The organism is Pseudoalteromonas sp. PAR1 (genome assembly GCF_947311895.1).
Lineage (GTDB): Bacteria > Pseudomonadota > Gammaproteobacteria > Enterobacterales > Alteromonadaceae > Pseudoalteromonas > Pseudoalteromonas lipolytica_C.
Genome location: NZ_CAMZMY010000008.1, coordinates 136,526 through 161,631 on the forward strand (window position 1 = coordinate 136,526; position 25,106 = coordinate 161,631).

The following is a 25,106-nucleotide window of genomic DNA, read 5'->3' on the forward strand; positions in this document are numbered from 1 at the left end:
TTTTATGTGTGTTATGGATGTCTAATTAATGTGGATGTCCAATTAATTGAGGGTATAAAAAAGCCAGTCTTAGACTGGCTTTGGGTAGGGAGTGTTTAAGGGTTAGGTTGTCTTAAGCCCTAAACAATTATTCTCTTATAGACGCTCAATTACAGCTTGAGTGAAGTCTGTAGTACCGTGGCTGCCGCCAAGGTCACGCGTTGTGCGGTCACCTGTTTTGATAACATCTGCAACTGCACTGCGGATGCGCTCTGCAGTGTCAGCCATACCTAAGTGCTCTAGCATTTGGATAGATGCTAAGATCACTGAAGTTGGGTTTGCAAGGTTTTTACCTGCGATGTCTGGTGCGCTACCGTGTACAGCTTCGAAGATAGCTGCATCTTCACCAATGTTTGCGCCAGGAGCCATACCAAGACCACCAACTAGACCAGCACATAGGTCAGATAAGATATCACCGAATAAGTTTGTAGTAACGATTACATCAAACTCATCAGGAGTCATAACTAGTTTCATACATGTTGCATCAACAATCATTTCTGTTGATTCGATTTGCGGGTAACGCTCAGCTACTTCACGTGCAACTTTTAAGAATAAACCAGATGTTGATTTAAGGATGTTAGCTTTGTGAACAGCCGTTACTTTTTTACGGCCTTCACGTACTGCTAGCTCGTATGCAAAAGTTACGATTTTTTCTGCACCTTCACGGGTGATTTTTGACATTGCTTCTGCTTCGTTACCATCTTCAGATACAACTTGGCCAAGACCTGAGTACATACCTTGTGTGTTTTCACGAACAGTGATGATGTCGATATCGTCGTAACGAGCTTGTGTACCTGCAAATGATTTAACAGGACGAACATTAGCATATAGGCCAAACTTTTTACGTAAAGTCACGTTGATTGAAGTGAAACCTTCACCAACTGGTGTAGTTAATGGGCCTTTTAAAGTGATTTTGTTACGCGCAATTGTGTCGATTGTTTCTTGCGGAAGTAACTCACCAGTTTTTTCTAGGGCAGCAAGGCCAGCATCAACGAATTCATAATCAAAATCGCAACCTGCAGCTTCAAGGATCTCAAGTGCTGAATCAATAATGCTAGGACCAATGCCGTCGCCTTTGATCACTGTGATGGTTTGTTTAGCCATTTACTTTTCCTATTTATGAGTAGATAAACACGTAAACTCGTCGCGAAATAGCATGCGATTTACTTGTTAGAAGGTTTACGTGGATGTGTTTGAAAATTTAAGCGGCTTTTATAGCAATTTATTCAGCTTTTTACCAGTTTATCCTGTGAATACTGACTATAAACAGACTAAAGTTCATATTTATTTAACGTTTTCGCACTTTTTAACAACACATTCTAAAAATTGTCTGCAAACTCGCAATTTTTCAAATATGCATAAAAATTAGCTTTTGAGTCCCAACCAGCAGCCGATAGGCTGTCGAAAATGATTTGCTCTTGCCAGCTGCTAAATAAAGCTTTTGGTTGAAAAACATAATAAGTAAATAATTTAATAGCTATCCAATATTTCTCATTTATGCTGAGTTGCTGCTTTTTGTGTTGTTCACTAGCCAGTAAATGTTGAGTCCAGACGTTGTCACCAATTAGCTGATTTAAATATTCAGTCAATGGGGCTTGATCTAGGTGATTAACACCAAATAGGCAGGCCAATGGTGGGCTAATAACATGCTCTTCGGCTTGTTCAAATATAGTTTTTCGAGACAGACTCGTAGCTTGATATTCGCAAAGGTATAAAACGTAGGCATATAATGGCAAGCTCACGTGTTCAAATTGCACTGAGTCAGAGTGTTTAAACAATGCTTGAATAATCCGCACCATATTTTCAAGTCGTTTAGAAATATGCTGAAACAGTGGGTGAGTAGTTGTTGCTACTAAGCGTTGAAATAATACTTTCTGAATGATTGCCGGTGCATTGTCGTATCCAACCATCGATAAACAATGACGCAAGTCTTTGGCTCTTAGCTGCTCTTTATTATAGGGCTTAGCGGCAATTGTAAGTTGCGTAATTAATTCAGGGTAGGGACTTAACAGCTTATTTAAACCACGATAGCTGTATTCTTTTGATACTTTTAAGTCACTAATTAATGCTAAGTATTGCTGTCTGCGTTGCTGATTTATAGGTGGTGGTTCTGTAAAATTGATGTTCTCACTAAACCATACGGTGTAGAGCAAACGCGTGTCTTTACATGTTCTTTGTTTGTCTAAAATGCTCAAATTAGCTTTGATGCGATGCCAGCGTACTTTTTCTGGGCGGCTAGCATCGACTAAAATATGCCTACCTTGCTCATCGGTGGTTAAATAGATAAGAATGCGTTCAGCGTAATTTACTTCACTTGCTGGAATGTATGGGCCTATGTGCGCAATGAGCGCCTTTATTGCATTTTGAGCAAACTCATTAGGTGTACGAAGATAAATATCAGCCAATGCTTTATGTATACTAATATGCCCACCAGATTCACGATAAGTGGTATTCATAGCGATAATGTTAGCTAAAGCTACAAGTGTTGTTGCTCCGTCATAAATCATAATTTTTGGCGCACTTAAAAGTGCTTGTTTGTATTTATTTAACCGCGCTAATAAATGCTGAATAGATAATGTATGAGGACCTGAGCTTTGCAGTAATTTTGCAGCAAGCTGGTGACGACTCTGCCAAAGTTTTTTATCTTGTAATGTTAGTTTTTCACAGGCAGCTAACTTATTGCTTTGAGTTTGTACGCACAGATAATTAGCTAAACAGCAGCTAATAATTTGTTCACTAATTGCTTGGTTGTAATTTAGGCTACGACATAGAATGCAAGCAATAACGCATTGGTTAACAACTAAATTTGTTGTGTAGCCATGATTAGGAGCATATAAGCTAAGTTGCGCTTGCATACCTTTTGGGCAGGCTTGGTAGATTAAGTAATATCGCTCAGCAAGGTTGCTTAATAAAGGATAAATTTGCGACCACTTCTGCTTTTGATAATAAAGCTTGAGCAACTGGTGCGTACTATCAAATAAGCGTGCCAACTCACGAGGCGTCACGTTTTCCATCATAAGCGGTTAGGTTTCTTGTTGATAGCTTTCATAGGCACTTGGCCCCCACAATACTAATTGACCATTTTTAAACAGCAAGCCAGTGCACTCATCTATCGTTGTAATACCATCCGATTTTACGTGTTGCGTGCGGTAAAAAATGATTTGCCAAACATTGTCTTCGACTCGTTTAGCATAGGTTAGATCTGGGCTGCCTAAGTAATCAAGTACGGCGTTTAAGTTTTCAGGCTTATCGATAGATAGTTTCGAGATGTAACGTTTATTAAAAGCTTCACGGTCTTGCCAGATCATGGCTTGTGGGTCATCTTTATAAAAAGTGATCACAAGAGTGGCGATAAGTGCATAAACACCTAAACCCAGCACCAGATATTGGAAAACCTTTTTAAACATGTGTAACTCTTTAAAATTAACGCGAATTTGCAGTATACGCTGTGATATCCAAGTGCGCTACGAGATTGCGATTAATTGAGCCTTAACTGCTTTAAACTAAAGCCTAAGTGAATATCTGTGCGTAACATCACAAGATTTTTCGAAATAACAAACATATCCATCTCATCGTTCAATTTGCGCTTTACTGAAGGGTTTAGTTCATCGTCGTTGATTGCGGCTGCAATTGACTCATACTCATTTACTAATTGCTGCGCAGTTTTGTTACCAATACCTTTCACGCCGGGTATGTCATTGGTTTTATCACCAGCTAAAGCCCAAAAATCAGCGAGTCGATGCTTTGGAACATTAAAGCGCTGTGTAATGTCGTCGGCTTCAAGATACTGTTTTTTGAAGTAATCATAAATAGCAATCTGCTCAGATAAAAATGGTAAAAACCCTTTATCTGTAGAAACGATAGTAGAAGGTACATTATTAGTCGCGGCTTTATGTGCCAGCGTGGCAATTATATCGTCAGCTTCATCATTGTTAGGTGAAAACACCACAATACCTGTTTGTTCAATGGCTTGTTTAAAAAGCGATAAGTTTTGTTTCAGGGTATCTGGCATCGGTGAGCGAGTGCTTTTGTACGCCTCATAGTAGTGATAACGCCAGCTTTTTTCACCATCAAACACAGCAATCGCGTGAGTAGCATTAGTTTGCTGACGTAACTTTTTACAAGCATGTGCCACGCGGGCACAGCTTGCTTTTATCATATGTTCTTCACTGTGATGACTCTGATTACTATCAACAGCATAGATGCGCCTAATAAGATTTAACGCATCTATTAAAAGTAACTGGGTTGTCACATAGTCTCCTGTTAAGCTTTTATCTCATAGCAAGGAATATACTTACTACCGGGTAATTTCATTCGCCCTTGCTCAACAAAAGCAGCAAGTAGTTTATCCATATCAGCCATTAATGCAGGCTCACCACTTAATACAAATCGACCATGTTGCTTGATGGCTTGCAAGCCTTCGTCTTTAACATTACCAGCCACAATACCTGAAAACGCACGGCGTAAATTAGCGGCTAGTTGCTGAGTCGGCTGATCTAAGTGTAAATCCAAACTCGCCATATTGGCATGAGTCGGTGCAAACGGCTGTTGAAAATCATTATCGATTTTTAGCGTCCAGTTAAAGTAGTATGCATCACCTTGACTCTTGCGGTATTCACGCACTTCAGCCATTTTTGATTTGAGTGTTTTACCAACTCGCTCTGGGTCATCGATGATCACTTCAAACTTATCAAGCGCCTCTTTACCAAGCGTTTTCTCAACGAATTTACACAGCTCAATAAAGTAATTTTCACTCTCTCTAGGGCCAGTTAAGATCACAGGTAAAGATTGTTTTTCGTTTTCAGGGTGCAGTAAAATACCTAAAAGATATAACAGCTCTTCTGCGGTACCCGCGCCACCTGGGAAAATAATAATGCCATGAGCTGTACGAATAAACGCCTCTAAACGTTTTTCGATATCAGGCAAAATCACTAATTCGTTTACAATTGGGTTAGGTGGCTCAGCGGCAATAATACTTGGTTCAGTTAAACCTAAATAACGATTATTAGTAATACGCTGTTTGGCATGGCCTATCGTCGCGCCTTTCATTGGGCCTTTCATTGCACCTGGGCCACAACCTGTACAAATGTTTAAGCCACGAAGCCCAAGCTCATAGCCAACTTGCTTGGTGTATTTGTATTCGACTTCGTTTATAGAGTGGCCACCCCAGCAAACTATCATGCTCGGATCGCTATTTACTCTTAGCGCACCTGCATTCCTGAGCATGTCAAACACCATATGAGTTATGGCTTTTTGCTCAGTTAAATCTTTTTCGTATTTTTGACAAATAAATAGAATATCGCGAATAACCGAGAAGATATGTTCATGAATACCAGTGATAATTTCGCCATCGACAAAGGCTGATTCGGGTGGGTTTTCAAGTTCAATTTTAATCCCGCGTTCGCGGCTCAATAAGCGAATATCGAAATTTTCGTATTTGTTGTAAATTTCAGAGCTTGAGTCAGTGTGGCTGCCCACATTAAGAACCGCGAGCACACAGTTCCTAAATAATTTATAGCGCTCGCTGGTGGACGATTGTTCGAGTAGATCAACTTCTAGTTGCGATAGTAAATCCAGTACACCTGTAGGATTCAGTTGTTTTAACATAAGCACTCTCCTGGCTCGTCAATGAGCCTTTATCATTGTGTGTCAAAGACCTTATTAACAAGATGAGGCCTTTATTTGCTAATGCAAACTTTATTTCGTCCCTCGTTCTTGGCTTTGTATAGTGCTTCGTCTGCACGGTCAAAGGCAATCAGTGGGGTATCACCTTTTTTCAACTGGGTTGCGCCAGCAGAAATGGTGATTTCTACTTGCTTATCTTTGAATTTAAATGGAATACCTTGAATTGTCTTACGCAACTTTTCAAGTGGAGCTGCTGCACTTTCAAGTGACATACCGCTCATTAGTAACACAAACTCTTCGCCACCGTAACGGGCAATAAAGTCTGATTTACGTATTGATTTTTGTAGTGCTTTAGCAATGACTTGTAATGTTTTGTCACCAGCACTGTGGCCATATTGGTCATTGATTGATTTAAAATGGTCTACATCAATTACTACAAATGTCACTGCCGACTCTTGTAGATCAAATAATTGAAACTCTTGATTAAATCGTTCATCAAACGCTGCGCGGTTGGGTAATTTTGTTAAACCATCTAGCAAACTTTTAAATCGTTGTTCATTTAAGCGTTGTTTATAAGTTGAAAGTTTAGTTTCTAAATGGCTAATACGGCTATTGATATCGTTAAAGCTAGCGAGCAAGTTTTCTCGCTCCGTTTGCTCTAGTTTTTCTTTAGCAATTAAATCATCACTTAAAGATTTAAGTTCTTCTTCTACTAATTCTTTAAGTGATGTTATTGAGGTAGCCTGCTGAGTTTGCGTATGAAGATTCTTAATTTTTGCTTCAATCTGTTTGTTCAGCGAATCGTATTCTGCACTAATCGACTCTGAGTGTTTACTGGTTGAAACAATAGAGTGATGTAAATCTTCAATAGTTTGATTTAATGAGATTAAAAAGCTTTGTGCAGATTGGCGCTCTTTACTCATATTACGCGTGATGATGGTGATAATACTCAGCGCAGAATCAAGTAAATCGTCAACACTGTCATTATGAGTGATTTTGCTTTTAATTATATTTATTTGCTCTGCACTTTCATCCTCGAGCACAAGCTCATTAGCAAGAGACAGCAACTCAGACGCTAACTCAGGTTTGATTAATGCCTCGGCTTGACTACTTTTAGCGAGCTTTGCTTGAAGTGCTTGGTGATAAATAGTAACCAGCTTAGACAATAAAGGTATAAAGTCATGATTAGACTGTATATTATTCAATTCGTGGTCAAGCAGATAACGCAATGTTCGACGGGCATTATCAGGTAAACCTTGGACTTTTTGTAATTGTTTACCTGCATCAGTGATGCTTTTGTTAAGCTCGCGTTGTTGAGCCATTTGCTTGGTTTCTTGTTGTTTTAGAAGACCAAGTACATCATCTATGAAAGGTGTTAGTAATTCAAAATTAACACCTTTTTTTAGTGCGTTTCTAAATTTGGCTAAACGGTTATCTAGCTCAATGTCTAGCCCTTTACAGCTGAGCGACAGTTTTGCCGCAAACTGTGAAAGCACTTCAACTTGATGTTTGCGTGCATCTTCGACCACTGTGCGTGCGTCGATAGCCTGCTTTAACTTTTTATTAAGAACATCATGCTGTTGCTGCACCTAGTAATACCGCCGTCAAGATTCAAATTTTCTATAGGGTAAGTTTACAACAAATTAATACGAAATGTAGGTTCCAAGTCAAAAACTTAGTTAATTTGTATATCAAACCTGTTGCAATGGCTGTTTATCGGTTTTTAATTCACATTTTTTCTCGCAATTGTTAGGCTTGTCCGCAATTTTAAAAGTAATAAAAAGAGTTGTTATGAAAAAGTTTTTGGCACTGTCAATTTTGGCAGCGTGCTCAAGCAGTGTGTTTGCAGATGTAAACTATTCACTGTCGATTACTGAGCCAGAGCATCATTTAGGTAATGTGAGTGTTGAGTTTCCTGAAACTGCACAAGCACATTTAGATGTTAAACTTCCCGCTTGGCGTACTGGTCGTTATGAAATTTTGAATCTTGCTAATGGCGTACGTTTTTTCGAAGCAAAAGATGATGACGGCAAGCCATTAAAGTGGGAAAAAATTGATCACAGCACGTGGCGTGTTCACCTAAACGAGCCAACTCAAGTCAATGTAGATTACCAAGTTTACGCTAACGAGCTAGGTAAACGCGCTCGTCATATTGATGACAGCCATGCATTTATTGATGCATCTGGCTTTTTCATGTTTAGTGAATCATTCCGTCAAGACCCGGTAACCGTAAAATTAAACGTACCAAAACAATGGCGTTCAGTATCGGGTATGGAAAATGCGGGCTCTAAACACAGCTTTAAAGCCGCTGATTACGACATTTTAGTTGATTCACCAATCGAAAGTGGTATCAATGAGCTACACAAGTTCACCGTTGATGGCCGTGAATACGAATTAGTTATTTGGGGCGATGGCAACTACGACGTAGATCAAATGCTAACTGACCTTAAAAAGCTAGTGACAACTGGCAATGTAATTTGGGACGGTTACCCATATGAGCGCTATGTATTTATGGTCCATGCTACGTCTGGTGCCGGTGGCGCAACAGAGCATTTAAACTCTACGATTATCCAGCGCCCACGTGACCGTTTTGGTTCTCGTAAAGACTACCTTGCGTTTATCAGCACCGCAGCTCACGAATTTATTCATACTTGGAACGTTAAAGCATACCGCCCTAAAGGTATTGCACCGTACGACTACACCAATATTAACTACGCGAAAACATTATGGATTGCAGAGGGCTCAACCAGCTACTTTGAAGATCACTTAATGGTTCGCTCTGGTATTGAAACAACCGATGAGTTTTTCGGTACGTTAACGAAAACGATTAATCGTCACTTACAAACACCGGGTCGCGAAGTACAAAGCGCAACCGAAACCAGTTTTGATAAGTGGATCAACCAAGGCGGTGACCACGCTCGCAACTATAGCACCAATATCTATTTAGAAGGTTCATTGATCTCAATGGCGCTTGATATTGATTTGCTAGAAAAAAGCGATGGCAAAATCAGTTACCGCGATGTTCACCGTGAACTGTACAACAAGCATCGTTTACCTGATGGTTTTACGCCTGATGATGTTAAAGCGATTTTAAAAGAACTTACAGGTCGTGATTACAGTGCTTGGTGGCAAGCAAATGTGGATGAGCCAGCAGCTATCGACTTTGATTCGCTACTTGCAAAAGTGGGCTTAGGTTTAATTCGTCCTGAAGGCGCTAAATCAGTACCTAGTATTGACTCGTTTGCTAAAAACAGCGGTGAGTTATTAACCCTAACTCATGTTCGTCGTGGTGGCGCTGCATGGCAAGCAGGCTTAACTACAGATGATAAAATCGTTGCGTTTAACAAAAAGCATGTTGGTAAAGACTTAACAGCCAGCCTTGAAACGTTTAAAGCAGGCGACACAGTGACTGTTGATTTTATTAGACGTGATGCACTGCAAAGCACAACGCTAACACTGAGCGAAGACTTTGATAAAGAGAAAAAGGTAAAAGCATTAAAAGATGCAACACCAGCTCAAATGGCATTGTTTAAAGCGTGGATGGGCGTTGACCACCCAAACCTAGCAAAATAACTCGTTAATGATCTTTAATTGGTAAGAGAGGAGCTGCGGCTCCTTTCTTTTTATTCGGCGTTTGCTGCGCCTTGATAAACTGCTTAGTGTATTTTGCATTTAGCAGTGTACTATTAAGTTGCTGCTTTTTACGTCGCCAAAACGACTTTTTAACTTTGTCTGATCTATCACGAATATCACTTTGTGAATTATCAGGTTGTGATACCGGGTAGGGCAGTAAAGAATAACCGTATACGCCGGTTTCCCACACATGCTGTAAATCGCAATCGACAGGGCGGCCAAATGTAGCAGTGGCTTTTAATAGCGCTTTTGCACCAGCCAAACTAACAGCCGTTGCACAGCAGCCAGACATAAGCTTTTTATGAATGACTAAATGCTGCTCATCAGCGAGGGGTTTTGTAAAGGCAATTTCCCGATTTCGGTCTTTATAAGCAGCCAATTTTATTAGCTGCCAAGGCTGTTTTAATGTATTAATGTTTTCAATTGCACTGTGAATAGAGCGGTCGAGAACAAAGTCATCTTCTAAAATAATGGCGTAATCTAATTGCCTATCGACCATGGTTTGCCATGCTTTTCTGTGACTCAGGTAACAGCCAATTTCACCTTTACTCAATGGTTTATGGTATTTTTTTAGATTTAAATCAGCATTATAATGCTCAGCAATCGCTGTATCAGACAGTGTTCTACCATCAATTGCATCAATGCGTTCAAATGCTAAACCTTGCGCGCTGAGTTCATTGCTCACACGGTGTAATCGTTCAGTAGAGCTTGGTAAGTTAATTACAAAAATAGCGGTCATTATTGTTACCTGATGGGTCAGTTTGAATCAGGCTAACAAGCTTTAATGACGCTTGGGTGTCAGAACTATTTCGCTTTTATGTCAGGGCGAGGAGTATTTAAAATCGCTTGTTTTTCTTGCTCGGATAAAATGATCCAATCAAAAATTTCGTCATTACTGCGACCACAGCCAGTGCAATAGCCATTGAGGCGATGACATTGACCGATGCAATCTGTTTTAAATTGGCTGGTTGGTTTTTTTGAATTTGTCATAGTTAATTTGAAGGCTAATATTAGCCTTCATGAGTGTATTACTTACCTTCAACAGGCTTACCAATTTCAAGCGTGGTAGACCAAGGCTGTTTACGTGATAGAGTTTTACCCGAATGAATTGAGATAACAGGGGTATTTTCGTCAAGTACAAAGGTTGTGCGTAACGATTCAGCTGACTCTTTTTGTGTTTGATGCCAATTATTTCCTGCTAAACAAGCTTGGGTAAAATTAACCGCACGGGTGTGATCAGCGACAGCTTGCTGCTGTTGCTCATAGTTGCCTACACAGCGGTAGGTAACATTGTCTTTATCAAGCGCTGTGATTTGACAGTTATCGGCAATTAGGTTGTATTTTGCTGTCCATGTTTCCATGTACTTAGTATTTACACGGCTACGTTTTAAGCCTTCAAAGCGGTTATCGTAAGCACCTAACAGGGCGTTAATTTTCTCGCAAGGGGTTAAGTTATCAATGGCTGCTTGTTGTTCAGTTGTCAGTCCTGTACAACCTGTTAATACAAGGCCAGTTAGTAAGGCGGCGAGTGGCTTTTTCATATCAGGCTATCCTTTTAAATAGCAGTTCCTTAAACGTTTCCTAAAGGATACCTAAGCCCTTGTAAAAATGCTAATAAAGATTGGTGATTACAATTTAAAATGCCCTCGCAAAGGAAGGCATTTTAGTTGCGTATATTAATAAAAGCGTAAGCTTACATCTTAGTTTTACCAGCAATGTTGGTTACTTTTACTGAGCCAGAACCATCACTTAGTAACTCAAAGTTTGCCGCAGTATCAACGCGAATGCTTCCCGAACCATCTGAAACGACAACATTACCCGAAATATCATTTAAGTCGATACCACCAGAGCCATCGTGTACTTCAATATTACCCAGTGCGTTTGCAACATCAATATTGCCAGAGCCATCATGAATTTTAATATCACGGCTAACATTACGAACATCTATGCTGCCTGAACCATCATTGATTTCTAATGTGCCTTCAATGTCATTTGCAGTAATTGAACCTGAACCATCGTTGATCACAGTATTCGCAACTTTGCTAATGATAATTTCGCCAGAGCCATCGTGTACATCAACATTAAATGAGTGAGGGATCGCAACGGTTAAATCAATGCGAGTTTGCTTATTGGTATGATATTCACATTGACCTGCACTTAGCGCTGCACTCTTACCTTTAGCTTCAAGCGTTAAGCAATATTCATCATGTGGCTGCTCCTGATAAATCTCGGCTTTAACGCTCACTTCATCACTGTCACTACCGGTAATGTGTAAAAAACCAGAGCCCGCTTCTACTTTTAAAGCACTTAATGTTGCTGTATCAAGCGTTAGGTTTTTAGTTGCTTGCAGTGGCATTTCACCCCAAGCAAAAGTTTGTGCTGATAATAAACCTGCGGCAATTAGCGAGAGTGTTTTTACTGTACTTAACATGGTTGTTCCCTTTCATATCTGTGGTGTTATTAGCTTAGTCGCAGCTGCTGATAAAAAAGGTTTAAAGGCTTTAAAAAATTTTTACATAAATAGAAAAAAAGTTGCGTAGACAACAGGAGCTTCGGACTCTAAATTCATTTTGTTTATTAACAATGAACCTATTTTGTTGGGTTATTTGTCGCTCAAGGAGCGAATGCTGCCGTAAAAATATACCATTATTTTTTTCTTTTGCTAATTTAAACTCTTTGGTCTTCAAGGAGTAATAATGAAAAAAATAACCTTCCTAAGCGCGTTATTGAGCACCAGCTTTTTTGTTTGTAGCGAAGAAACAGATACAACTTTAAACGCTTATGCCGCTGGGTACGTCGCCAACTTTACCTGTAGTGCCACCTTTAACGCGGGCAAAAGCAAAGATCAAATCGATATTGATGAACTAACCGGTATTTACCCTTTAATTGCAGAAACTGTAAAAACATTGAAAGCGAACATTGATAACGAGCATAAACGAGTCATTGTTGATTACGATAAAGATAAGCAACGTATATCGGTGTGGCGGCCTCGTTTAGGTTGTGTTGATTTGCCAGTAGGGGCAAGCCTTAAAGCTACATCACTTGTGCAAGCGCCGTTCAAAGAAAACTTAGCCTACCAAAAGGATGACGGTAAGCCTTGGCAAACGCTAAATGGTGTTAATAAAGCAACGGGTAATAAGGCGCTTGATGAGGTTATTGCTCAGGCTTTTACTAGTCATTATGGTGAAGGAGCACGCACTTCAGCTATTTTAATAGCAAGCCCTCAGGCGGTTTTAGCAGAGCAATATAAAGCAGGCTTTACCCCAGAAACCGCACAGCGTACTTGGTCTGTTGCAAAAAGTATTGGCGCGAGCATCATTGGTGTTGCGGTACAGCAAAAGCGACTTGATGTTACTAAGCCTGCGGGGCTTGAAAGCTGGTCTCACCCGCTTGACCCACGTGGCGAAATTACCCTTGAAAACTTGCTTCACATGGCATCAGGTTTAGACAGTAATAAAGCGGGCAACCGGACAGACCGTGTGTATATGGGCGGCGGTTTAGTGTCTGATACTGCAACGCATACCGCATTAGAAGTAAAGCCAGGTAGTCGCTGGAAATACGCGAATAACGACACCATGTTAGCGCTACGCACCTTACGAGAAACGTTCGACGATGAGGCGAGCTATTTGCGTTATCCGTATGACAATTTACTCGATAAAATCGGAATGCAGCACACATTTTTAGAGTCAGATTGGCAAAGTGACTTTATTTTGTCATCGCAAGTGTGGACTACTTCAAGGGATCTTGCTCGCTTAGGGCTATTACACTTGAACAATGGTCGCTGGCAAGGGGAGCAAATATTACCAAAAGACTGGTTAAGTTATATTAGTGAACCAGCCCCTGCTCAACCCCCAGAAATGGCACCGGGATACGGCGCACAGTGGTGGCTTTATAACGAACGTTTCCCTGAATTACCAAACGATACTATTGCTGCGCGAGGCAACCGTGGTCAATATTTGGTGATTATTCCAAGCGAGCAGCTAGTTATTGTTAGGCGAGGGTATGACCTTGCGGGTCTTAAAGGCTTTAGTGAACATGACTTTACTCGTGATGTTCTAAAAGCTCTGGGTAGATAAAATTGGATTTAAGAAACACTAAAAAGATGCACCTGAAAAGGTGCACCTGAAAAGGTGCATCTTAATCAATTTCAATTACTTATGGCGGCCTTGTAAACAGCTCACCACATCAGCCAATGATAAACCTTGGCGCTGTAATAACACGGTTAAGTGATACAGTAAGTCTGCCGATTCATTGGTTAATTCATCGTTATCATGTTTCATGGCTGCAAGGGCAACTTCGACACCTTCTTCACCTACTTTTTGGCAACTACGGCTTAAGTCTTTTGCAAATAAAGACGCAGTGTAGCTTTTGCTTGGATCATCGTCTTTACGCGAGACAATCACTTGTTCAAGCTCAGCTAAAAACGACAAGCTAGGTTTAGCATCATCGCCGAAGCAGCTTTGTGTACCTAAGTGGCATGTTGGCCCAAGTGGGTTTGCCAGTACTAATAGTGAGTCGTAATCACAATCGGTGTGTACAGAAACTACTTCAAGGTAGTTTTCTGATGTTTCGCCTTTTGTCCATAAGCGCTCTTTAGAACGCGAGTAAAAGGTTACTTTTTGTTTGTCGAAAGTGGCAGCTAATGCGTCTTGATTCATAAAGCCTTGCATTAAAATCACCCCAGAGCGTGCGTCTTGCACGATAGCTGGGATCAATTCGCTTTTGGCAAAGTCGACTTGAGAAAGAGTGTCTTTGGTTAATTGCATAGTCTTGCCGCTACATTATTATCGATTAAAAATTGTTTTAGTTCGCCAATATCAATGACGTTCTTGTGAAATACGCTGGCAGCGAGCGCACCATCAACTTGGCTTTGCTGAAATACATCAACAAAGTCTTGCATCGTACCTGCGCCGCCCGATGCAATCAGAGGAATATCGCACAGTGCACGCATTTTTGATAGCTGAACATTGTCGTAGCCTTTACGCACGCCATCTTGATTCATGCAATTTAGTACAATTTCACCAGCGCCTAGGTCTTGCACGCGCTTAACCCATTCTTCGGTTTTGTAGCGAGTACGGCTTGATGCATTTGGGTCGCCAGTCAGCTGGTAGACTAAATACTCGCCAGTGTTTTCATCATAAAAGCTATCAATACCCACAACTACGCACTGTTTACCAAACTCATCGTGTAACTCTTTGATAAGCTCTGGGCGAGCAATAGCGGGGCTATTAATACTGATTTTATCTGCACCACGTTCTAAAACACGTGCTGCATCAGCAACAGATTTAATGCCGCCTGCCACACAAAATGGAATATCAATGTGGCGTGCAATATTCTCTACCCAATTAACATCAAGTAGGCGTTTTTCGACGCTGGCACTGATTTCATAAAACACCAGTTCATCGGCACCGGCATCGCTGTAGGCTTTGGCAAGCGTTAAAATATCACCAACCACTTCATGGCCTTTAAATTTAACGCCTTTAACGACTTGGCCGTCTTTTACATCTAAACAAGGGATTATGCGTTTTGATAACATGCTAGCGCCTCCTCAACATTAAAGGCACCATCAAGCAATGATTTACCTAAGATAATACCGCCAACGCCCAGTTTTTTCAGCTTTGCAATATCATCCAGTGAGCTTACACCGCCTGAAGCTTGAACTTTAATCTCGCTGTTGTGGTTGGTTAAATCTTCATAAAGTGCAAACGAAGGACCAGTCATGGTGCCGTCTTTACTGATGTCAGTACACAGAAAATCAACCACACCCAGTGCCATGTAAAAATCAACAAGTTCGAACAAACCAAACTCAGATTCACTTAACCAACCATGTGTTGCGGGTGCCCAGCCGTTGTCAGTTTTATTAACATCCAGTGCGATAACAAAGTGAGAGCTGCCAAATTTTTCAATCCAAGCCTTTACTTGTTCGCGCTTTTCAACGGCCATTGAGCCAATCACGACTTGGTTAGCACCGGCTTCAAGCCAGTCAGCAACATCTTGCTCAGAGCGAATACCACCGCCCACTTGATAAGGCACATTAAGCGTTTTGGTTGCGGCTTGAATATGCTGCCACTGTTTTTTATTTGGATCGCGCGCGCCTTCTAAATCAACTAGGTGCAGTTTGCCTGCGCCGCTGTTTGCGTACTCTTGTAAGCGTGCGCCAAGTTCGTAAGGGTAAAATTGTGCTGTATCATACTTACCTTGGTATAAGCGCACAATTTGGTTTTGTAATACATCGAGTGCTGGAATAATCACGTTTATTTCTCTTATTTTTTGCTGCGCTTACAGCTGCCAATCTAAAAAGTTTTGTAAAAGTCGCGTGCCTACTTTGGCGCTTCGCTCAGGGTGGAACTGCATGCCTGCGTAGTTATCTTTGGCAACAATCGCAGAAAAAGCTTGCCCGTATTCACCGCTAACTAGGGTGGCATCGTTTACTGTGTGCGCAAAGCTATGCACAAAGTACACTTGATCTTGCGCAGATAACCCTTTGGTAAGGGCATGCTCTTTTAACACACTTAGGTCATTCCACCCCATGTGTGGTGAGGTTAATGTGCCCACTTCTAAGTGCTTAACAACACCCGGAATTTTGCCAAGGCAATCAACATTACCTTCTTCTGTGCTGTCGCAAAGTAATTGCATGCCTAAACAAATGCCCATTAGCGGGCGTTGATATTCATCAATTGCTTGCTGCCAACCACCGTCTTTTAAGCGTTTCATCGCAACAGATGCATGACCTACGCCAGGTAAAATGGCACGTTCAAAGCCTTTTAGTTGCTCAGGTGAGGTGATCACCTCAGGCGTTTTCCCTAAGCGTTCAAAGGCAAAACGAACAGAGTTAATGTTGGCACAACCTGTATTAATTATGGCAATCATAAACACCCCTTAGAGCTTGCTGTTTGTTGTGAAGCATCTTTTGCAATCGCAGCGCGAAGTGCTCTTGCAAACGCTTTAAATAAACCTTCAACTTGGTGATGACAATTACCATCGCTAACCGACAGAATTAGGCTCATTGCGGCATTATCACTTAAGCTTTTAAAGAAATGTTCAACCATTTGCACGTCTAAGTCGCCCACTTTCTCACGGCTAAAATCGGCATTTAATACAAACGAGGCGCGACCCGATAAGTCAATTTGCGCTTCTGCTTTACATTCATCCATAGGGAGTGCAAAGCCATAGCGACCAATTTGCGTTTTTGTACCTAGCGCTTGTTTAAGGGCAAGGCCAAGTGCAATGCCGATATCTTCAACTAGGTGGTGCTCATCAATGTGTAAGTCGCCAGTGGCTTGAATATTAAGTCCGATATTGGCGTGTGTACGAATTTGGTCAAGCATGTGATCGAAAAAGCCAAGGCCAGTGCTAATTTCGCCATTTTTTGTTTGGTCTAAATTAACTTGCACATCAATTTGCGTTTCTTTGGTATTGCGAGTGACACGACCTTCACGGTTTGCGGTTGTCAGCTTAGTGACAATGGCATCCCAGCTGCCGTCATACAAAATTCCTTCGCAGCATAAGTTATTGGCAAGTCCGATATCTGTTTGGCGGTCACCAATCACAAATGAGCGTGCTAAATCGACTTTACCTGAACGCATAAGCTCTGTAAGTAAACCAGTTTTTGGTTTACGGCATTCACAATTTTGCTCATCAAAGTGAGGGCAAATCAGAACTTCATCAAATTTAATTCCTTGGCTATTTAAGATATCCATCATCTTGTCTTGAGCAATATCAAAATCAGCTGTCGGGAAGCTATCAGTGCCTAAACCATCTTGGTTTGAAACCATTACAAGGCGGTAACCTGCCGCTTGAAGTTGTAACAGAGCAGGGATCACATTTGGCAAAAACACTAATTTTTCGAGGCTATCAACCTGTTTGTCGGTGATAGGCTCTTCGATAATCGTGCCATCGCGGTCAATAAATAAATACGGGTTGCTCATGATAATTCCTGTTCTACTGTATTGCTGGTCAGTGATAAGCCATCTAACCAAATTTTTACTTGTTCTAGTTCTTGCTCGTTACCGATAGAAATTCGTAACCAATCATTTTCGCCATACAAGGTGAAGGCACGCATCACAAGCCCTTGCTCTAGTGCGATATTAAATGATTGTTTGTCTTTTAATTTTAAGGTGACAAAGTTACCTTCACCGCTCAGTGCTTTGATAACGGCTGGTGATTGCTCAAGCCAGCTTTTCAGTTTGCCTTTTAAACTATTTAGAATAGTCACCTGACGGCGCATTGAAGCGATGTTGTCACTACTTAATGCATCTGCTGCAATGCTAGCAACCACCGTTGATACAGGATAAGGCGCAATCACTTTACGAATAGGCGCAAGTAATTCGCTGTTGGCTAAGGTGAATCCAGTTCTTAAACCCGCAAGTGCAAATGCTTTTGATAAGGTTCTTAGTACCACAAGGTTACTAAACTCGTTGATCAGGCTTGCTGCTGTTTGTTCAGGGCAAAATTCTATATAAGCTTCATCCACCACCACAATCGCTTTACCCGCAAGTTGTTGGGTGATTTTTCTGATTTTGTCTAGGCTTGTCATGCTGCCGGTTGGGTTATTTGGATTACAAATAAACACCAACTTTGAATCAGCAACTGCAGTGACAATCTCATCAACTGTGCCTTTTAATAACAGCTCTTGAGTTAAACCGTTAATCGCAATGTTGTGGGTATCAGCTGTTACTTTGTACATGCCGTAAGTTGGCAAAAAGAGTGCAATGCTATCTTTAGCTGGGCTACAAAAAGTACGTACTAATAGTTCAATACCCTCATCAGCACCGCGAGTCATCAGTACTTGCTCTGGCTCTAAATTAGCATAGCAAGCGTAACGATTGATCACTTGCTGAGGCTGCGGATCTGGGTAGCGGTTTAAATCAGCTAAATTGATATTTGGCGTACGTGAATACGGGCTTTCGTTGGCATTTAACCACGTTGTGCCAGTTAGTTTTTCACTTTTCGCTGAACTATAGGCTGTAAGCGCTGCAATGTTATCTGGCAACAGCGTTGTTATTTTTGAATTATCGCTCATTGTTCATAGCCTCAAGACGAATTGAAACAGCATTAGCGTGAGCATCAAGCCCCTCTGCTGCGGCCAAAGGTAAAATTGCTTTAGATAATTCACGTAAACCATTTTTGCTGATGGTTTGCACTGTGTAAGTTCTAAAGAAGTCCAGTAAGTTTAAGCTCGAATAGGTCGCACTGTAACCATACGTTGGTAGTACGTGATTCGTGCCAGACGCATAGTCACCGGCAGACTCTGGGGTGTAATCGCCTACAAATACTGAGCCAGCATTTTTCACTAAATTTAAATAAGGCTGCGCATCAGCAAGTTGTAAAATAAGGTGCTCAGGACCATATTGAGCAGACACCGCAAAGGCTTGCTCAACCGAGTCCACTAATATCAAGCTTGAGTTTGCAAGCGCTTGCTCGGCAGTGTCTTCGCGACTTAATTTTGCTAGCTGCTCAGTTAAAGCTTGCTGTGTTTTTTCAATAATACGTTCGCTGTTACACAGTAAAATAACCTGCGAATCGGCACCGTGCTCTGCTTGCGATAATAAATCTGCCGCAATAAACTCTGGGTTTGCACGCTCATCTGCAATCACTAACACTTCAGAAGGGCCCGCAGGCATATCAATCGCCATGCCCGGAATGGTTTGCGCAACAAGTTGTTTTGCCATGGTGACAAAGCTATTTCCCGGGCCAAAAATCTTGTTCACTTTAGGCACTGACTCTGTGCCGTATGCCATTGCTGCAATCGCTCCGGCGCCACCACTTTCTACAATGGTTTTAATACCACATAGTTTTGCTGCATATAAAATGGCAGGGTTGATGGTTTCATCGGCTTTTACAGGTGTAGTAAGCACAACAGTTTGTGCACCGCTTAATTGTGCAAGCACTCCTTGCATGATCACTGATGATGGCAATGGCGCACTGCCACCTGGCACGTAAATACCTACCGCTTCAATGGCTTGATATTTAAGCTCACATAACACACCAGGTTGCGTTGTTAACTTAATGTCTTTTGGCAATTGTGCTTGGTGAAAGCGTTTTACATTAGCATAGGCCGTTTCGATGGCGGCTTTTAACTCGTTTGATAATAACTGCTCAGCTTGATTAATTTCTTCAACTGGCACTAATAAGCGCGGTGTGTCGCGCTTATCAAACTCTTTAGCCATCTTTAATAACGCAGCGTCACCTTCGGTTTTAACTGCATTTAAGATGTCGATGCAAATTGCTTCGACCTCTTTACTTGCAGTAACAGCAGGGCGGGTGAGTACCGCCTGCTGTGCTTGTTGATTTTCCTCATTCCAGCGAAACATGGATATTTACTCCATCATTTTTTCAATAGGCATAACAAGAATTGAGTTGGCACCCAGTGCTTTTAACTGTTCCATAGTTTCCCAGAAAAGGGTTTCGCTGCTAACCATGTGTAGTGCAACATAATCGTCGCTACCAGCAAGCGATAGTAAAGTAGGTTGGCCAGTGCCTGGAAGTAAGTCGCATACTTCATCAAGCTTTGCTTTTGGTGCGTGTAGCATAATGTATTTACTTTCTTTTGCTTGGCGCACACCACGTAGACGCGGCATTAATGTGTTGATTAAATCAAGTTTACTTTGATCCGTAAGGTCTTTGTTTTGAATTAAACATGCATTTGATTCTAAGATGGTCTCGCCTTGCATTAGGCCGTTTGCTTCTAATGTTGCACCAGTAGACACTAAATCACAGATTGCATCAGCTAAACCTGCACGCGGGGCTACTTCAACAGAACCCGTTAACATTACCGTGCTTGCGTTGATGCCTTCGCGTTTTAGGTATTGGCTCAAGATTTCTGGGTAGGTAGTGGCAATGCGTTTACCTTCAAACCAGCTTTTATCTTGCGGGCCAAGTTCTTGTGGCCATGCAAGTGCTAGGCGGCAGTAACCAAAATCAAGTTTAGAAAGTTTATTTACTTCGAATGCTGCGCCTTGGCGTTCGCGTTCGGCTTGTACTTCAACAAGTACGTTTTCGCCAACGATACCTAAGTCACACACACCGTCCATTACAAGGCCCGGAATATCGTCATCGCGTACACGAAGTACATCAATTGGCATGTTGGTAGAGTGTGCGATTAAACGTTGTTCGCGAAGGTTTAATTTAACGCCTAATTGCTTAAGTAATTCTTGGCAGTCTTTTGATAAGCGGCCACCTTTTTGGATGGCGATTCGTAAACGATTGGTATTGCTCATTATTTATTTTCCTTTAATTCAAAAACTAAAAACCCCGAGGGAACCTCAGGGCGAAAATAAATAATTTGGTTGATTGCTCGCCAGAGGTTCCTTTTAGGAATAACCTCTCAGCGAAAAACCTGACAGGCTATTCCGGTGAATGATGGTGATGATGGATAGTTGTCAGATTGAAACGCATAATTTTTCCTGTATTGCACTCGTTTATGTAAACCAGTGCGTATATCTGTTTAAATAATTTACGTATATAGATAAACATGCTTTGCTAATCTTTGGCAAGCATTTTTTTTCTAAATTAAAGTATATGCTATAACTGCCGATAATAAATGGAGTGATAGGAGGTACAAATGGATATCATGATCCCCTTTTTAGGTCGCATAACGCGCTTACAGTTGGAGAGTAAAGGCGCGTTTCATATTGCGGGCGTAAAAGACGCGAACGTGCAGCGAATTGAGCTCGAAAAACGGCAAAAACGTGAAATTGAACGACGTAAAAAAGCTGCTGAAAATGGCGATAAAAACAGTAAAAATGCTATTGAAGAAGATGAAGAGGGTAATAAGCACCTAGATACCTGGGCTTAAACGAAAGCCAAATTTTTCTGCAACAGTTGCGCAATTTCTGCTAACGTTTAAGTAAGTTCATTTATATTTTACAGGGCAGATTAATGGATAAACCTGCAGTGCCATTGAATGAGCAAGCTCGCCTTGACGAATTGCGTTCGCTTGAAATATTAGATACGCAAAGAGAACCTGTTTTCGACAGAATCACACGCCTTGCTCAGCAATTCTTTTCAGTGCCAATTTGCATCATAAGTTTAGTTGATGAGCAACGTCAGTGGTTTAAGTCTTGTGTTGGTTTAAATGTCACTGAAACTGCCCGAGATATCTCTTTTTGTGGCCATGCAATCCTACAAGACGAACCTTTTGTGATTAATGATGCGTTGAAAGACAAAAGGTTTGCAGATAATCCGCTAGTAGTTGGAGAGCCACATATTCGCTTTTATGCGGGATGCCCAATCATCCTTAAATCAGGTAATTGTATTGGAACACTGTGTATTATTGACTATAAACCACGCACATTGAGTAATAAAAATCTTCAAGCGCTGAAAGATTTTGCTGCAATTATTGAGCGTGAATTTGCCATATTGCAACTTGCTACAATGGACGAATTGACCTTGCTCCCTAATCGTCGAGGTTTTACAAGCACTGCTGAGCATTATTTAGATTTGTGTATTAGGCAGCAATTAAATGCCAAATTGGTATTTATAGATTTAGATAACTTCAAATACATTAATGATAACTTTGGGCATTCTGCTGGTGATAGAGTTCTGAAAGAATTTGCATCATTACTAAAAGAATACTGCCGAAAAGCAGACTTATATGCACGTTTGAGTGGGGATGAGTTCGTGATTCTGTTTACTGATTTAAACACCTCAGAATGCGAAACAATCATGCAACGTCTACTGCAGTCATTTTGTAATTTACCTTCGAGTTTTACAGGTCAAAGCATATTGAGTTTTTCTTATGGAATTGCTGATTTTTCGGGCCAGCAACCCTGTTCACTTGCAAAGCTATTAGCTGTTGCTGATAGTAGAATGTATAACGCAAAGGTACAAAAAAAGGCTCAATTATGAGCCTTTTTAATGACTAATGGCATACTCACTGTTGCGTTTTAGCAGATTGAATACTGCTTTGGATCAATGGTGAGATTGTTAAGCCTTGTACAATAATCGAAAAAATCACAACTACATAAGTCACTATTACTATTAGGTCATGCAAGTCAGACCCTGCAATCATCACTTGATCGCGTGGGATGGCAGCTGCCATTGCCAGTGCTAATCCACCACGCAGGCCGCCCCAAGTTAAGATTTTTACCGAGTGTTTATCGTATTGACGATACTTTTTAAAGTATACAAATGGCGCACCTACACTTATAAATCGCGCTAGCAACACCACAGGTACCATGAGTAGACCTAAACCGATTTCTTCAAAGGTAATAGGCATAGTCACGATGAGCATACCGATAATCAAAAATAGCAAGGCGTTTAAAAAGCTATCGGTGGCATGCCAAAAGTCTTTTACATAACGGGTATCTTCAGGCCCTGTGCGCTCTGTTGCCTTTGAGCGGGTAATATTACCAAGCAAAATACCACTGGTAACCATGGCAAGTGCGCCCGAAATTTCCCATATATTTGCCGCAGCAAAACCAGCGGTTGGGATGGTCAAAGTTAGAAGTAACCGAATATTCACATCGCGGCTATTGATGATCAAAAAGTGCCCAACCAATGCAATGACTAAACCAAACACAATACCGCCAATGGCATCCACTAAGAACAGTTCGGCAACATCAGCAAAAGTGGCTTCAGTGCCATAAAAGGCCACTGAAAATATGGTGGTGAATATGACTAAGCCAATACCATCATTAAACAAAGACTCACCTTCAACTTGCACAGAAATTCCTTCTGGGGCTCGCATTTGTTTAATAATGGCTAACACGGCAATCGGATCGGTTGGGCTTATTAATGCTCCAAACAGCAAGCAATAAATAAACGGCACTGGCCAGCCAACAAAGGCAAATAAGTAATAACTTAAATAACCGACTATGACCGTGGAGGTTATGGTTGAAAATAGCACTAATGCAGTTATCTCCCATCGTTGTTTACGAAGGGCTGCCAAGTTGATTTCCAATGCCCCTGCGAATAGCAAAAACCCAAGCATGCCTTTTAATAGCAACTGATTAAAGTTGATACTAGAAACAATCTGAGTTATTTCGAGGGCCGTGGTATCACCAAGCATTTTAACGGCAAGAATAAGTAGCAAAGAAATAACAACAGAGCCAGTTGTTATAGCAATCGTGGTTTGCATTTTGAGGATATATTGATTAGCAAAAGCAATAAAAATAGCTAATGCTGAAAGAAAACAAATGAGGTACCAAGCATTCATTGTTTGACCTTAAATATTTTTATAACAAGACGCAGAAAGCTGTCACTTTCTGGCCGCATATAGTACGCCTCTAATATAGGTATGTCACAGTGTTTATGCGATTTTTATGACTTTTTAGAGTAAAAATACTTGATGCTGATTGCATATGTATAATTGCTGTTAAAAATGTCTAAAAAGAGACATAAAAAGCCCTGCAAAATATGTAGCATTGATAAGTTTAGTTAGGTCAATTTGTTGAACTGGGCAGATTCTTGACTGGTATTTATAGCCCTGATTGGATAAGGAATCACAATGCCTTCTTCGGCGTAACGTTTATGGAGTGCTTTTATAAACGCTGATTTAACCCAAAATCGGTTGAAGTACTCTTTTGCTCTTAGCATCACCGTAAAGTTAATACTTGATTGATCAAAGGTGTGAAACACCACAAAAGTATCGTAGTCATCAACACCCCATTGATGACTTTTTAAAATCTGTCTGGCAACATCCAAAGTCACTTGCTCAACTTTTTCAAGATCTGAGCCATAATGAACACCCACCTCAACGGGGACGCTGAGTTCTTTTTCGGGATAAAAGTAATTAATGATGCGTGATTTAGACAGCTGACTATTTGGGATGACTATCATGTTATTCGGCAACATTTTTACCCATGTAGAGCGCCAACCAATTTTTTCAACAAAACCTTGGTCGCCACTTTCAAGTTCTATAAAGTCGCCAACCCGAATAGGTTTATCAATCACCAACTGAACGCCTGAAAAGAAGTTTTCAAGTGTAGGTTGCAAAGCCAAAGCAACAGCAAGTGAGGTAATGCCCAAAGAGGCAATAATCGGAGTGATTGAAATCCCCAACGTGCCCAATAACACCAATAAGCCAATACAGACTATTGCGCAGCGGATCAAGCCTTTAATGATGCTATGACTATTCGAAACAACCACTGAGCGGGCACTGTAATAATCAACGGTGCCAAATAAGAAATGGTCTAAAAATAACACTAAGGCAAAAATACAAATGGCTTTAGCGGTGGCTGCAATGGGTAAGGGGTGTTCGGCCATAAAGCCGGTGATGTTTAATAACTGACCAAAAATGATCACAAGCACCATCATTGTGCACAAGGTCAATGGCGTAGAAAGTGAGTTAACCAGCAAGGTATCGAACACAAAATCAGTTCGTTGGGTCCATTTTTTTAGGCAATAGATAATTACAAACTTTAATAAAAACAGGGTTATGGCGGCTAGTACAGTGCCGCCAATGACGACCAGCCAAGGCTCATTTAGCCATTCATTTTGTATTAGTTCAGTAATCATACTTAGTCCTTAAACCCTAGATACTTGCGATAGCTGCAAGTTATGTACCTAGGCTTTTTGGTTAATAGATGAATTTTTAGCGGTGAATCACAAATGGTAAGGTGAGCAAAATAAATACAAATAAAAGGTACAAATGTTTATTAAATGTTATCTTTTTGTATCAATAAATTTACATTAAAGTTGTATTTGTTAACATTTAATAAACCCGAAAATACTTATCTTGCTGTTAATTAAAGTGTTTTAAATTAGAGCTAATACTTTACTTGTAAATTTTTTGTTTCATTTTCAATTTCGCTCCATTCAATCTAGGCTGGTCACTAATCGGGAACAGTGCAGTCCGGTTACTAGGA

24 protein-coding genes are annotated in these 25,106 nt (G+C 40.9%); 4 read left to right on the forward strand and 20 right to left on the reverse strand.

The window, feature by feature from the left end; genetic code table 11:
* Positions 1-135: 135 nt before the first annotated feature.
* From QL229_RS08800 to QL229_RS08825, 6 genes are all read right to left on the reverse strand, one after another.
* Positions 136-1,143: an isocitrate dehydrogenase gene (locus QL229_RS08800; protein WP_130052654.1), complete on the reverse strand. Its 1,008-nt coding sequence runs from the start codon at positions 1,141-1,143 to the stop codon at positions 136-138.
* A gap of 215 nt (positions 1,144-1,358) precedes the next feature.
* Positions 1,359-3,056 (reverse strand): hypothetical protein, encoded by a 1,698-nt coding sequence (locus tag QL229_RS08805; protein ID WP_138557707.1) that lies wholly within the window; start codon positions 3,054-3,056, stop codon positions 1,359-1,361.
* Between the two features lie 6 nt (positions 3,057-3,062).
* Positions 3,063-3,446, reverse strand: a complete 384-nt coding sequence (locus QL229_RS08810) for a DUF3192 domain-containing protein (protein ID WP_075594547.1) — start codon at positions 3,444-3,446, stop codon at positions 3,063-3,065.
* A gap of 71 nt (positions 3,447-3,517) precedes the next feature.
* On the reverse strand, positions 3,518-4,291 hold the full coding sequence (gene xni / locus QL229_RS08815; RefSeq protein WP_138557706.1) for a flap endonuclease Xni: 774 nt from the start codon (positions 4,289-4,291) through the stop codon (positions 3,518-3,520).
* Positions 4,292-4,302: 11 nt separating this feature from the next.
* Complete coding sequence (gene ppnN / locus QL229_RS08820; protein ID WP_138557705.1) at positions 4,303-5,646, reverse strand: nucleotide 5'-monophosphate nucleosidase PpnN; 1,344 nt, start codon at positions 5,644-5,646, stop codon at positions 4,303-4,305.
* Positions 5,647-5,717: 71 nt separating this feature from the next.
* Positions 5,718-7,253, reverse strand: a complete 1,536-nt coding sequence (locus tag QL229_RS08825; protein WP_138557704.1) for a GGDEF domain-containing protein — start codon at positions 7,251-7,253, stop codon at positions 5,718-5,720.
* Between the two features lie 202 nt (positions 7,254-7,455).
* Between QL229_RS08825 and QL229_RS08830 the strand changes: the two genes are divergently transcribed.
* Entirely contained in the window at positions 7,456-9,237 is a 1,782-nt protein-coding gene (locus QL229_RS08830) for a PDZ domain-containing protein (protein WP_138557703.1), read from the forward strand.
* Positions 9,238-9,241: 4 nt separating this feature from the next.
* Here the strand turns inward: QL229_RS08830 and QL229_RS08835 are convergent, their stop codons facing one another.
* The 4 genes from QL229_RS08835 to QL229_RS08850 form a co-directional block, all read right to left on the reverse strand.
* Positions 9,242-10,036, reverse strand: a complete 795-nt coding sequence (locus QL229_RS08835) for a glycosyltransferase family 25 protein (protein ID WP_138557702.1) — start codon at positions 10,034-10,036, stop codon at positions 9,242-9,244.
* Between the two features lie 65 nt (positions 10,037-10,101).
* Complete coding sequence (locus QL229_RS08840; RefSeq protein ID WP_138557701.1) at positions 10,102-10,287, reverse strand: DUF1289 domain-containing protein; 186 nt, start codon at positions 10,285-10,287, stop codon at positions 10,102-10,104.
* A gap of 38 nt (positions 10,288-10,325) precedes the next feature.
* Complete coding sequence (locus QL229_RS08845; protein ID WP_138557700.1) at positions 10,326-10,838, reverse strand: hypothetical protein; 513 nt, start codon at positions 10,836-10,838, stop codon at positions 10,326-10,328.
* Between the two features lie 152 nt (positions 10,839-10,990).
* Positions 10,991-11,728 carry a hypothetical protein gene (locus QL229_RS08850; RefSeq protein WP_138557699.1) on the reverse strand — a complete coding sequence of 246 codons (738 nt, stop codon included), beginning with the start codon at positions 11,726-11,728 and terminating at the stop codon, positions 10,991-10,993.
* Positions 11,729-11,993: 265 nt separating this feature from the next.
* Between QL229_RS08850 and QL229_RS08855 the strand changes: the two genes are divergently transcribed.
* On the forward strand, positions 11,994-13,373 hold the full coding sequence (locus QL229_RS08855; RefSeq protein ID WP_138557698.1) for a serine hydrolase: 1,380 nt from the start codon (positions 11,994-11,996) through the stop codon (positions 13,371-13,373).
* Between the two features lie 75 nt (positions 13,374-13,448).
* Here the strand turns inward: QL229_RS08855 and hisIE are convergent, their stop codons facing one another.
* Genes hisIE through hisG form a run of 8 tightly spaced genes read right to left on the reverse strand, consistent with a single transcriptional unit; the run spans position 13,449 to position 20,516 of the window.
* Positions 13,449-14,063, reverse strand: a complete 615-nt coding sequence (hisIE, locus tag QL229_RS08860) for a bifunctional phosphoribosyl-AMP cyclohydrolase/phosphoribosyl-ATP diphosphatase HisIE (protein ID WP_054552013.1) — start codon at positions 14,061-14,063, stop codon at positions 13,449-13,451.
* The gene (gene hisF, locus QL229_RS08865) at positions 14,054-14,833 is read right to left on the reverse strand and encodes an imidazole glycerol phosphate synthase subunit HisF (protein WP_055021694.1); all 780 of its coding nucleotides are present in this window, start codon (positions 14,831-14,833) and stop codon (positions 14,054-14,056) included. The genes hisIE and hisF overlap by 10 nt, the downstream gene beginning before the upstream one ends.
* Positions 14,815-15,549, reverse strand: a complete 735-nt coding sequence (locus QL229_RS08870) for a 1-(5-phosphoribosyl)-5-[(5-phosphoribosylamino)methylideneamino] imidazole-4-carboxamide isomerase (protein ID WP_281546773.1) — start codon at positions 15,547-15,549, stop codon at positions 14,815-14,817. The genes hisF and QL229_RS08870 overlap by 19 nt, the downstream gene beginning before the upstream one ends.
* Before the next feature lie 27 nt (positions 15,550-15,576).
* Positions 15,577-16,167 carry an imidazole glycerol phosphate synthase subunit HisH gene (hisH, locus tag QL229_RS08875; RefSeq protein WP_063707478.1) on the reverse strand — a complete coding sequence of 197 codons (591 nt, stop codon included), beginning with the start codon at positions 16,165-16,167 and terminating at the stop codon, positions 15,577-15,579.
* Positions 16,164-17,225 carry a bifunctional histidinol-phosphatase/imidazoleglycerol-phosphate dehydratase HisB gene (gene hisB, locus QL229_RS08880; RefSeq protein WP_281546774.1) on the reverse strand — a complete coding sequence of 354 codons (1,062 nt, stop codon included), beginning with the start codon at positions 17,223-17,225 and terminating at the stop codon, positions 16,164-16,166. The genes hisH and hisB overlap by 4 nt, the downstream gene beginning before the upstream one ends.
* Positions 17,222-18,319, reverse strand: a complete 1,098-nt coding sequence (hisC, locus tag QL229_RS08885) for a histidinol-phosphate transaminase (RefSeq protein ID WP_138557695.1) — start codon at positions 18,317-18,319, stop codon at positions 17,222-17,224. Before hisC ends, hisB begins: the two co-directional genes overlap by 4 nt.
* Entirely contained in the window at positions 18,309-19,610 is a 1,302-nt protein-coding gene (gene hisD, locus QL229_RS08890; protein ID WP_138557694.1) for a histidinol dehydrogenase, read from the reverse strand. The genes hisC and hisD overlap by 11 nt, the downstream gene beginning before the upstream one ends.
* Positions 19,611-19,616: 6 nt before the next feature.
* The gene (gene hisG / locus QL229_RS08895) at positions 19,617-20,516 is read right to left on the reverse strand and encodes an ATP phosphoribosyltransferase (RefSeq protein ID WP_138557693.1); all 900 of its coding nucleotides are present in this window, start codon (positions 20,514-20,516) and stop codon (positions 19,617-19,619) included.
* 344 nt (positions 20,517-20,860) lie between these two features.
* Between hisG and QL229_RS08900 the strand changes: the two genes are divergently transcribed.
* Together QL229_RS08900 and QL229_RS08905 are read left to right on the forward strand one after the other, a co-directional pair.
* A complete protein-coding gene (locus QL229_RS08900; RefSeq protein WP_063529102.1) occupies positions 20,861-21,094 on the forward strand; it encodes a hypothetical protein in 234 nt (77 codons plus the stop codon).
* Between the two features lie 83 nt (positions 21,095-21,177).
* Positions 21,178-22,146, forward strand: a complete 969-nt coding sequence (locus QL229_RS08905) for a sensor domain-containing diguanylate cyclase (RefSeq protein ID WP_138557692.1) — start codon at positions 21,178-21,180, stop codon at positions 22,144-22,146.
* A 25-nt stretch (positions 22,147-22,171) separates the two neighbouring features.
* Here QL229_RS08905 and QL229_RS08910 read toward each other — a convergent pair whose 3' ends face one another.
* Both QL229_RS08910 and QL229_RS08915 read right to left on the reverse strand, forming a co-directional pair.
* Positions 22,172-23,455 carry a sodium:proton antiporter gene (locus QL229_RS08910; RefSeq protein ID WP_138557691.1) on the reverse strand — a complete coding sequence of 428 codons (1,284 nt, stop codon included), beginning with the start codon at positions 23,453-23,455 and terminating at the stop codon, positions 22,172-22,174.
* Between the two features lie 221 nt (positions 23,456-23,676).
* Positions 23,677-24,756 (reverse strand): mechanosensitive ion channel family protein, encoded by a 1,080-nt coding sequence (locus QL229_RS08915; protein ID WP_135926412.1) that lies wholly within the window; start codon positions 24,754-24,756, stop codon positions 23,677-23,679.
* Between the last annotated feature and the right edge of the window lie 350 nt (positions 24,757-25,106).

Excerpts from the sequence above, each read along its gene's own strand:
- QL229_RS08800 (WP_130052654.1), bottom strand. The coding sequence starts at position 1,143 with ATGGCTAAACAAACCATCACAGTGATCAAAGGCGACGGCATTGGTCCT.
- QL229_RS08805 (WP_138557707.1), bottom strand. The coding sequence starts at position 3,056 with ATGATGGAAAACGTGACGCCTCGTGAGTTGGCACGCTTATTTGATAGT.
- QL229_RS08810 (WP_075594547.1), bottom strand. The coding sequence starts at position 3,446 with ATGTTTAAAAAGGTTTTCCAATATCTGGTGCTGGGTTTAGGTGTTTAT.
- ppnN (WP_138557705.1), bottom strand. The coding sequence starts at position 5,646 with ATGTTAAAACAACTGAATCCTACAGGTGTACTGGATTTACTATCGCAA.
- QL229_RS08830 (WP_138557703.1), top strand. The coding sequence starts at position 7,456 with ATGAAAAAGTTTTTGGCACTGTCAATTTTGGCAGCGTGCTCAAGCAGT.
- QL229_RS08835 (WP_138557702.1), bottom strand. The coding sequence starts at position 10,036 with ATGACCGCTATTTTTGTAATTAACTTACCAAGCTCTACTGAACGATTA.
- QL229_RS08840 (WP_138557701.1), bottom strand. The coding sequence starts at position 10,287 with ATGACAAATTCAAAAAAACCAACCAGCCAATTTAAAACAGATTGCATC.
- QL229_RS08845 (WP_138557700.1), bottom strand. The coding sequence starts at position 10,838 with ATGAAAAAGCCACTCGCCGCCTTACTAACTGGCCTTGTATTAACAGGT.
- QL229_RS08850 (WP_138557699.1), bottom strand. The coding sequence starts at position 11,728 with ATGTTAAGTACAGTAAAAACACTCTCGCTAATTGCCGCAGGTTTATTA.
- QL229_RS08855 (WP_138557698.1), top strand. The coding sequence starts at position 11,994 with ATGAAAAAAATAACCTTCCTAAGCGCGTTATTGAGCACCAGCTTTTTT.
- hisIE (WP_054552013.1), bottom strand. The coding sequence starts at position 14,063 with ATGCAATTAACCAAAGACACTCTTTCTCAAGTCGACTTTGCCAAAAGC.
- hisF (WP_055021694.1), bottom strand. The coding sequence starts at position 14,833 with ATGTTATCAAAACGCATAATCCCTTGTTTAGATGTAAAAGACGGCCAA.
- hisH (WP_063707478.1), bottom strand. The coding sequence starts at position 16,167 with ATGATTGCCATAATTAATACAGGTTGTGCCAACATTAACTCTGTTCGT.
- hisB (WP_281546774.1), bottom strand. The coding sequence starts at position 17,225 with ATGAGCAACCCGTATTTATTTATTGACCGCGATGGCACGATTATCGAA.
- hisC (WP_138557695.1), bottom strand. The coding sequence starts at position 18,319 with ATGAGCGATAATTCAAAAATAACAACGCTGTTGCCAGATAACATTGCA.
- hisD (WP_138557694.1), bottom strand. The coding sequence starts at position 19,610 with ATGTTTCGCTGGAATGAGGAAAATCAACAAGCACAGCAGGCGGTACTC.
- hisG (WP_138557693.1), bottom strand. The coding sequence starts at position 20,516 with ATGAGCAATACCAATCGTTTACGAATCGCCATCCAAAAAGGTGGCCGC.
- QL229_RS08900 (WP_063529102.1), top strand. The coding sequence starts at position 20,861 with ATGGATATCATGATCCCCTTTTTAGGTCGCATAACGCGCTTACAGTTG.
- QL229_RS08905 (WP_138557692.1), top strand. The coding sequence starts at position 21,178 with ATGGATAAACCTGCAGTGCCATTGAATGAGCAAGCTCGCCTTGACGAA.
- QL229_RS08910 (WP_138557691.1), bottom strand. The coding sequence starts at position 23,455 with ATGAATGCTTGGTACCTCATTTGTTTTCTTTCAGCATTAGCTATTTTT.
- QL229_RS08915 (WP_135926412.1), bottom strand. The coding sequence starts at position 24,756 with ATGATTACTGAACTAATACAAAATGAATGGCTAAATGAGCCTTGGCTG.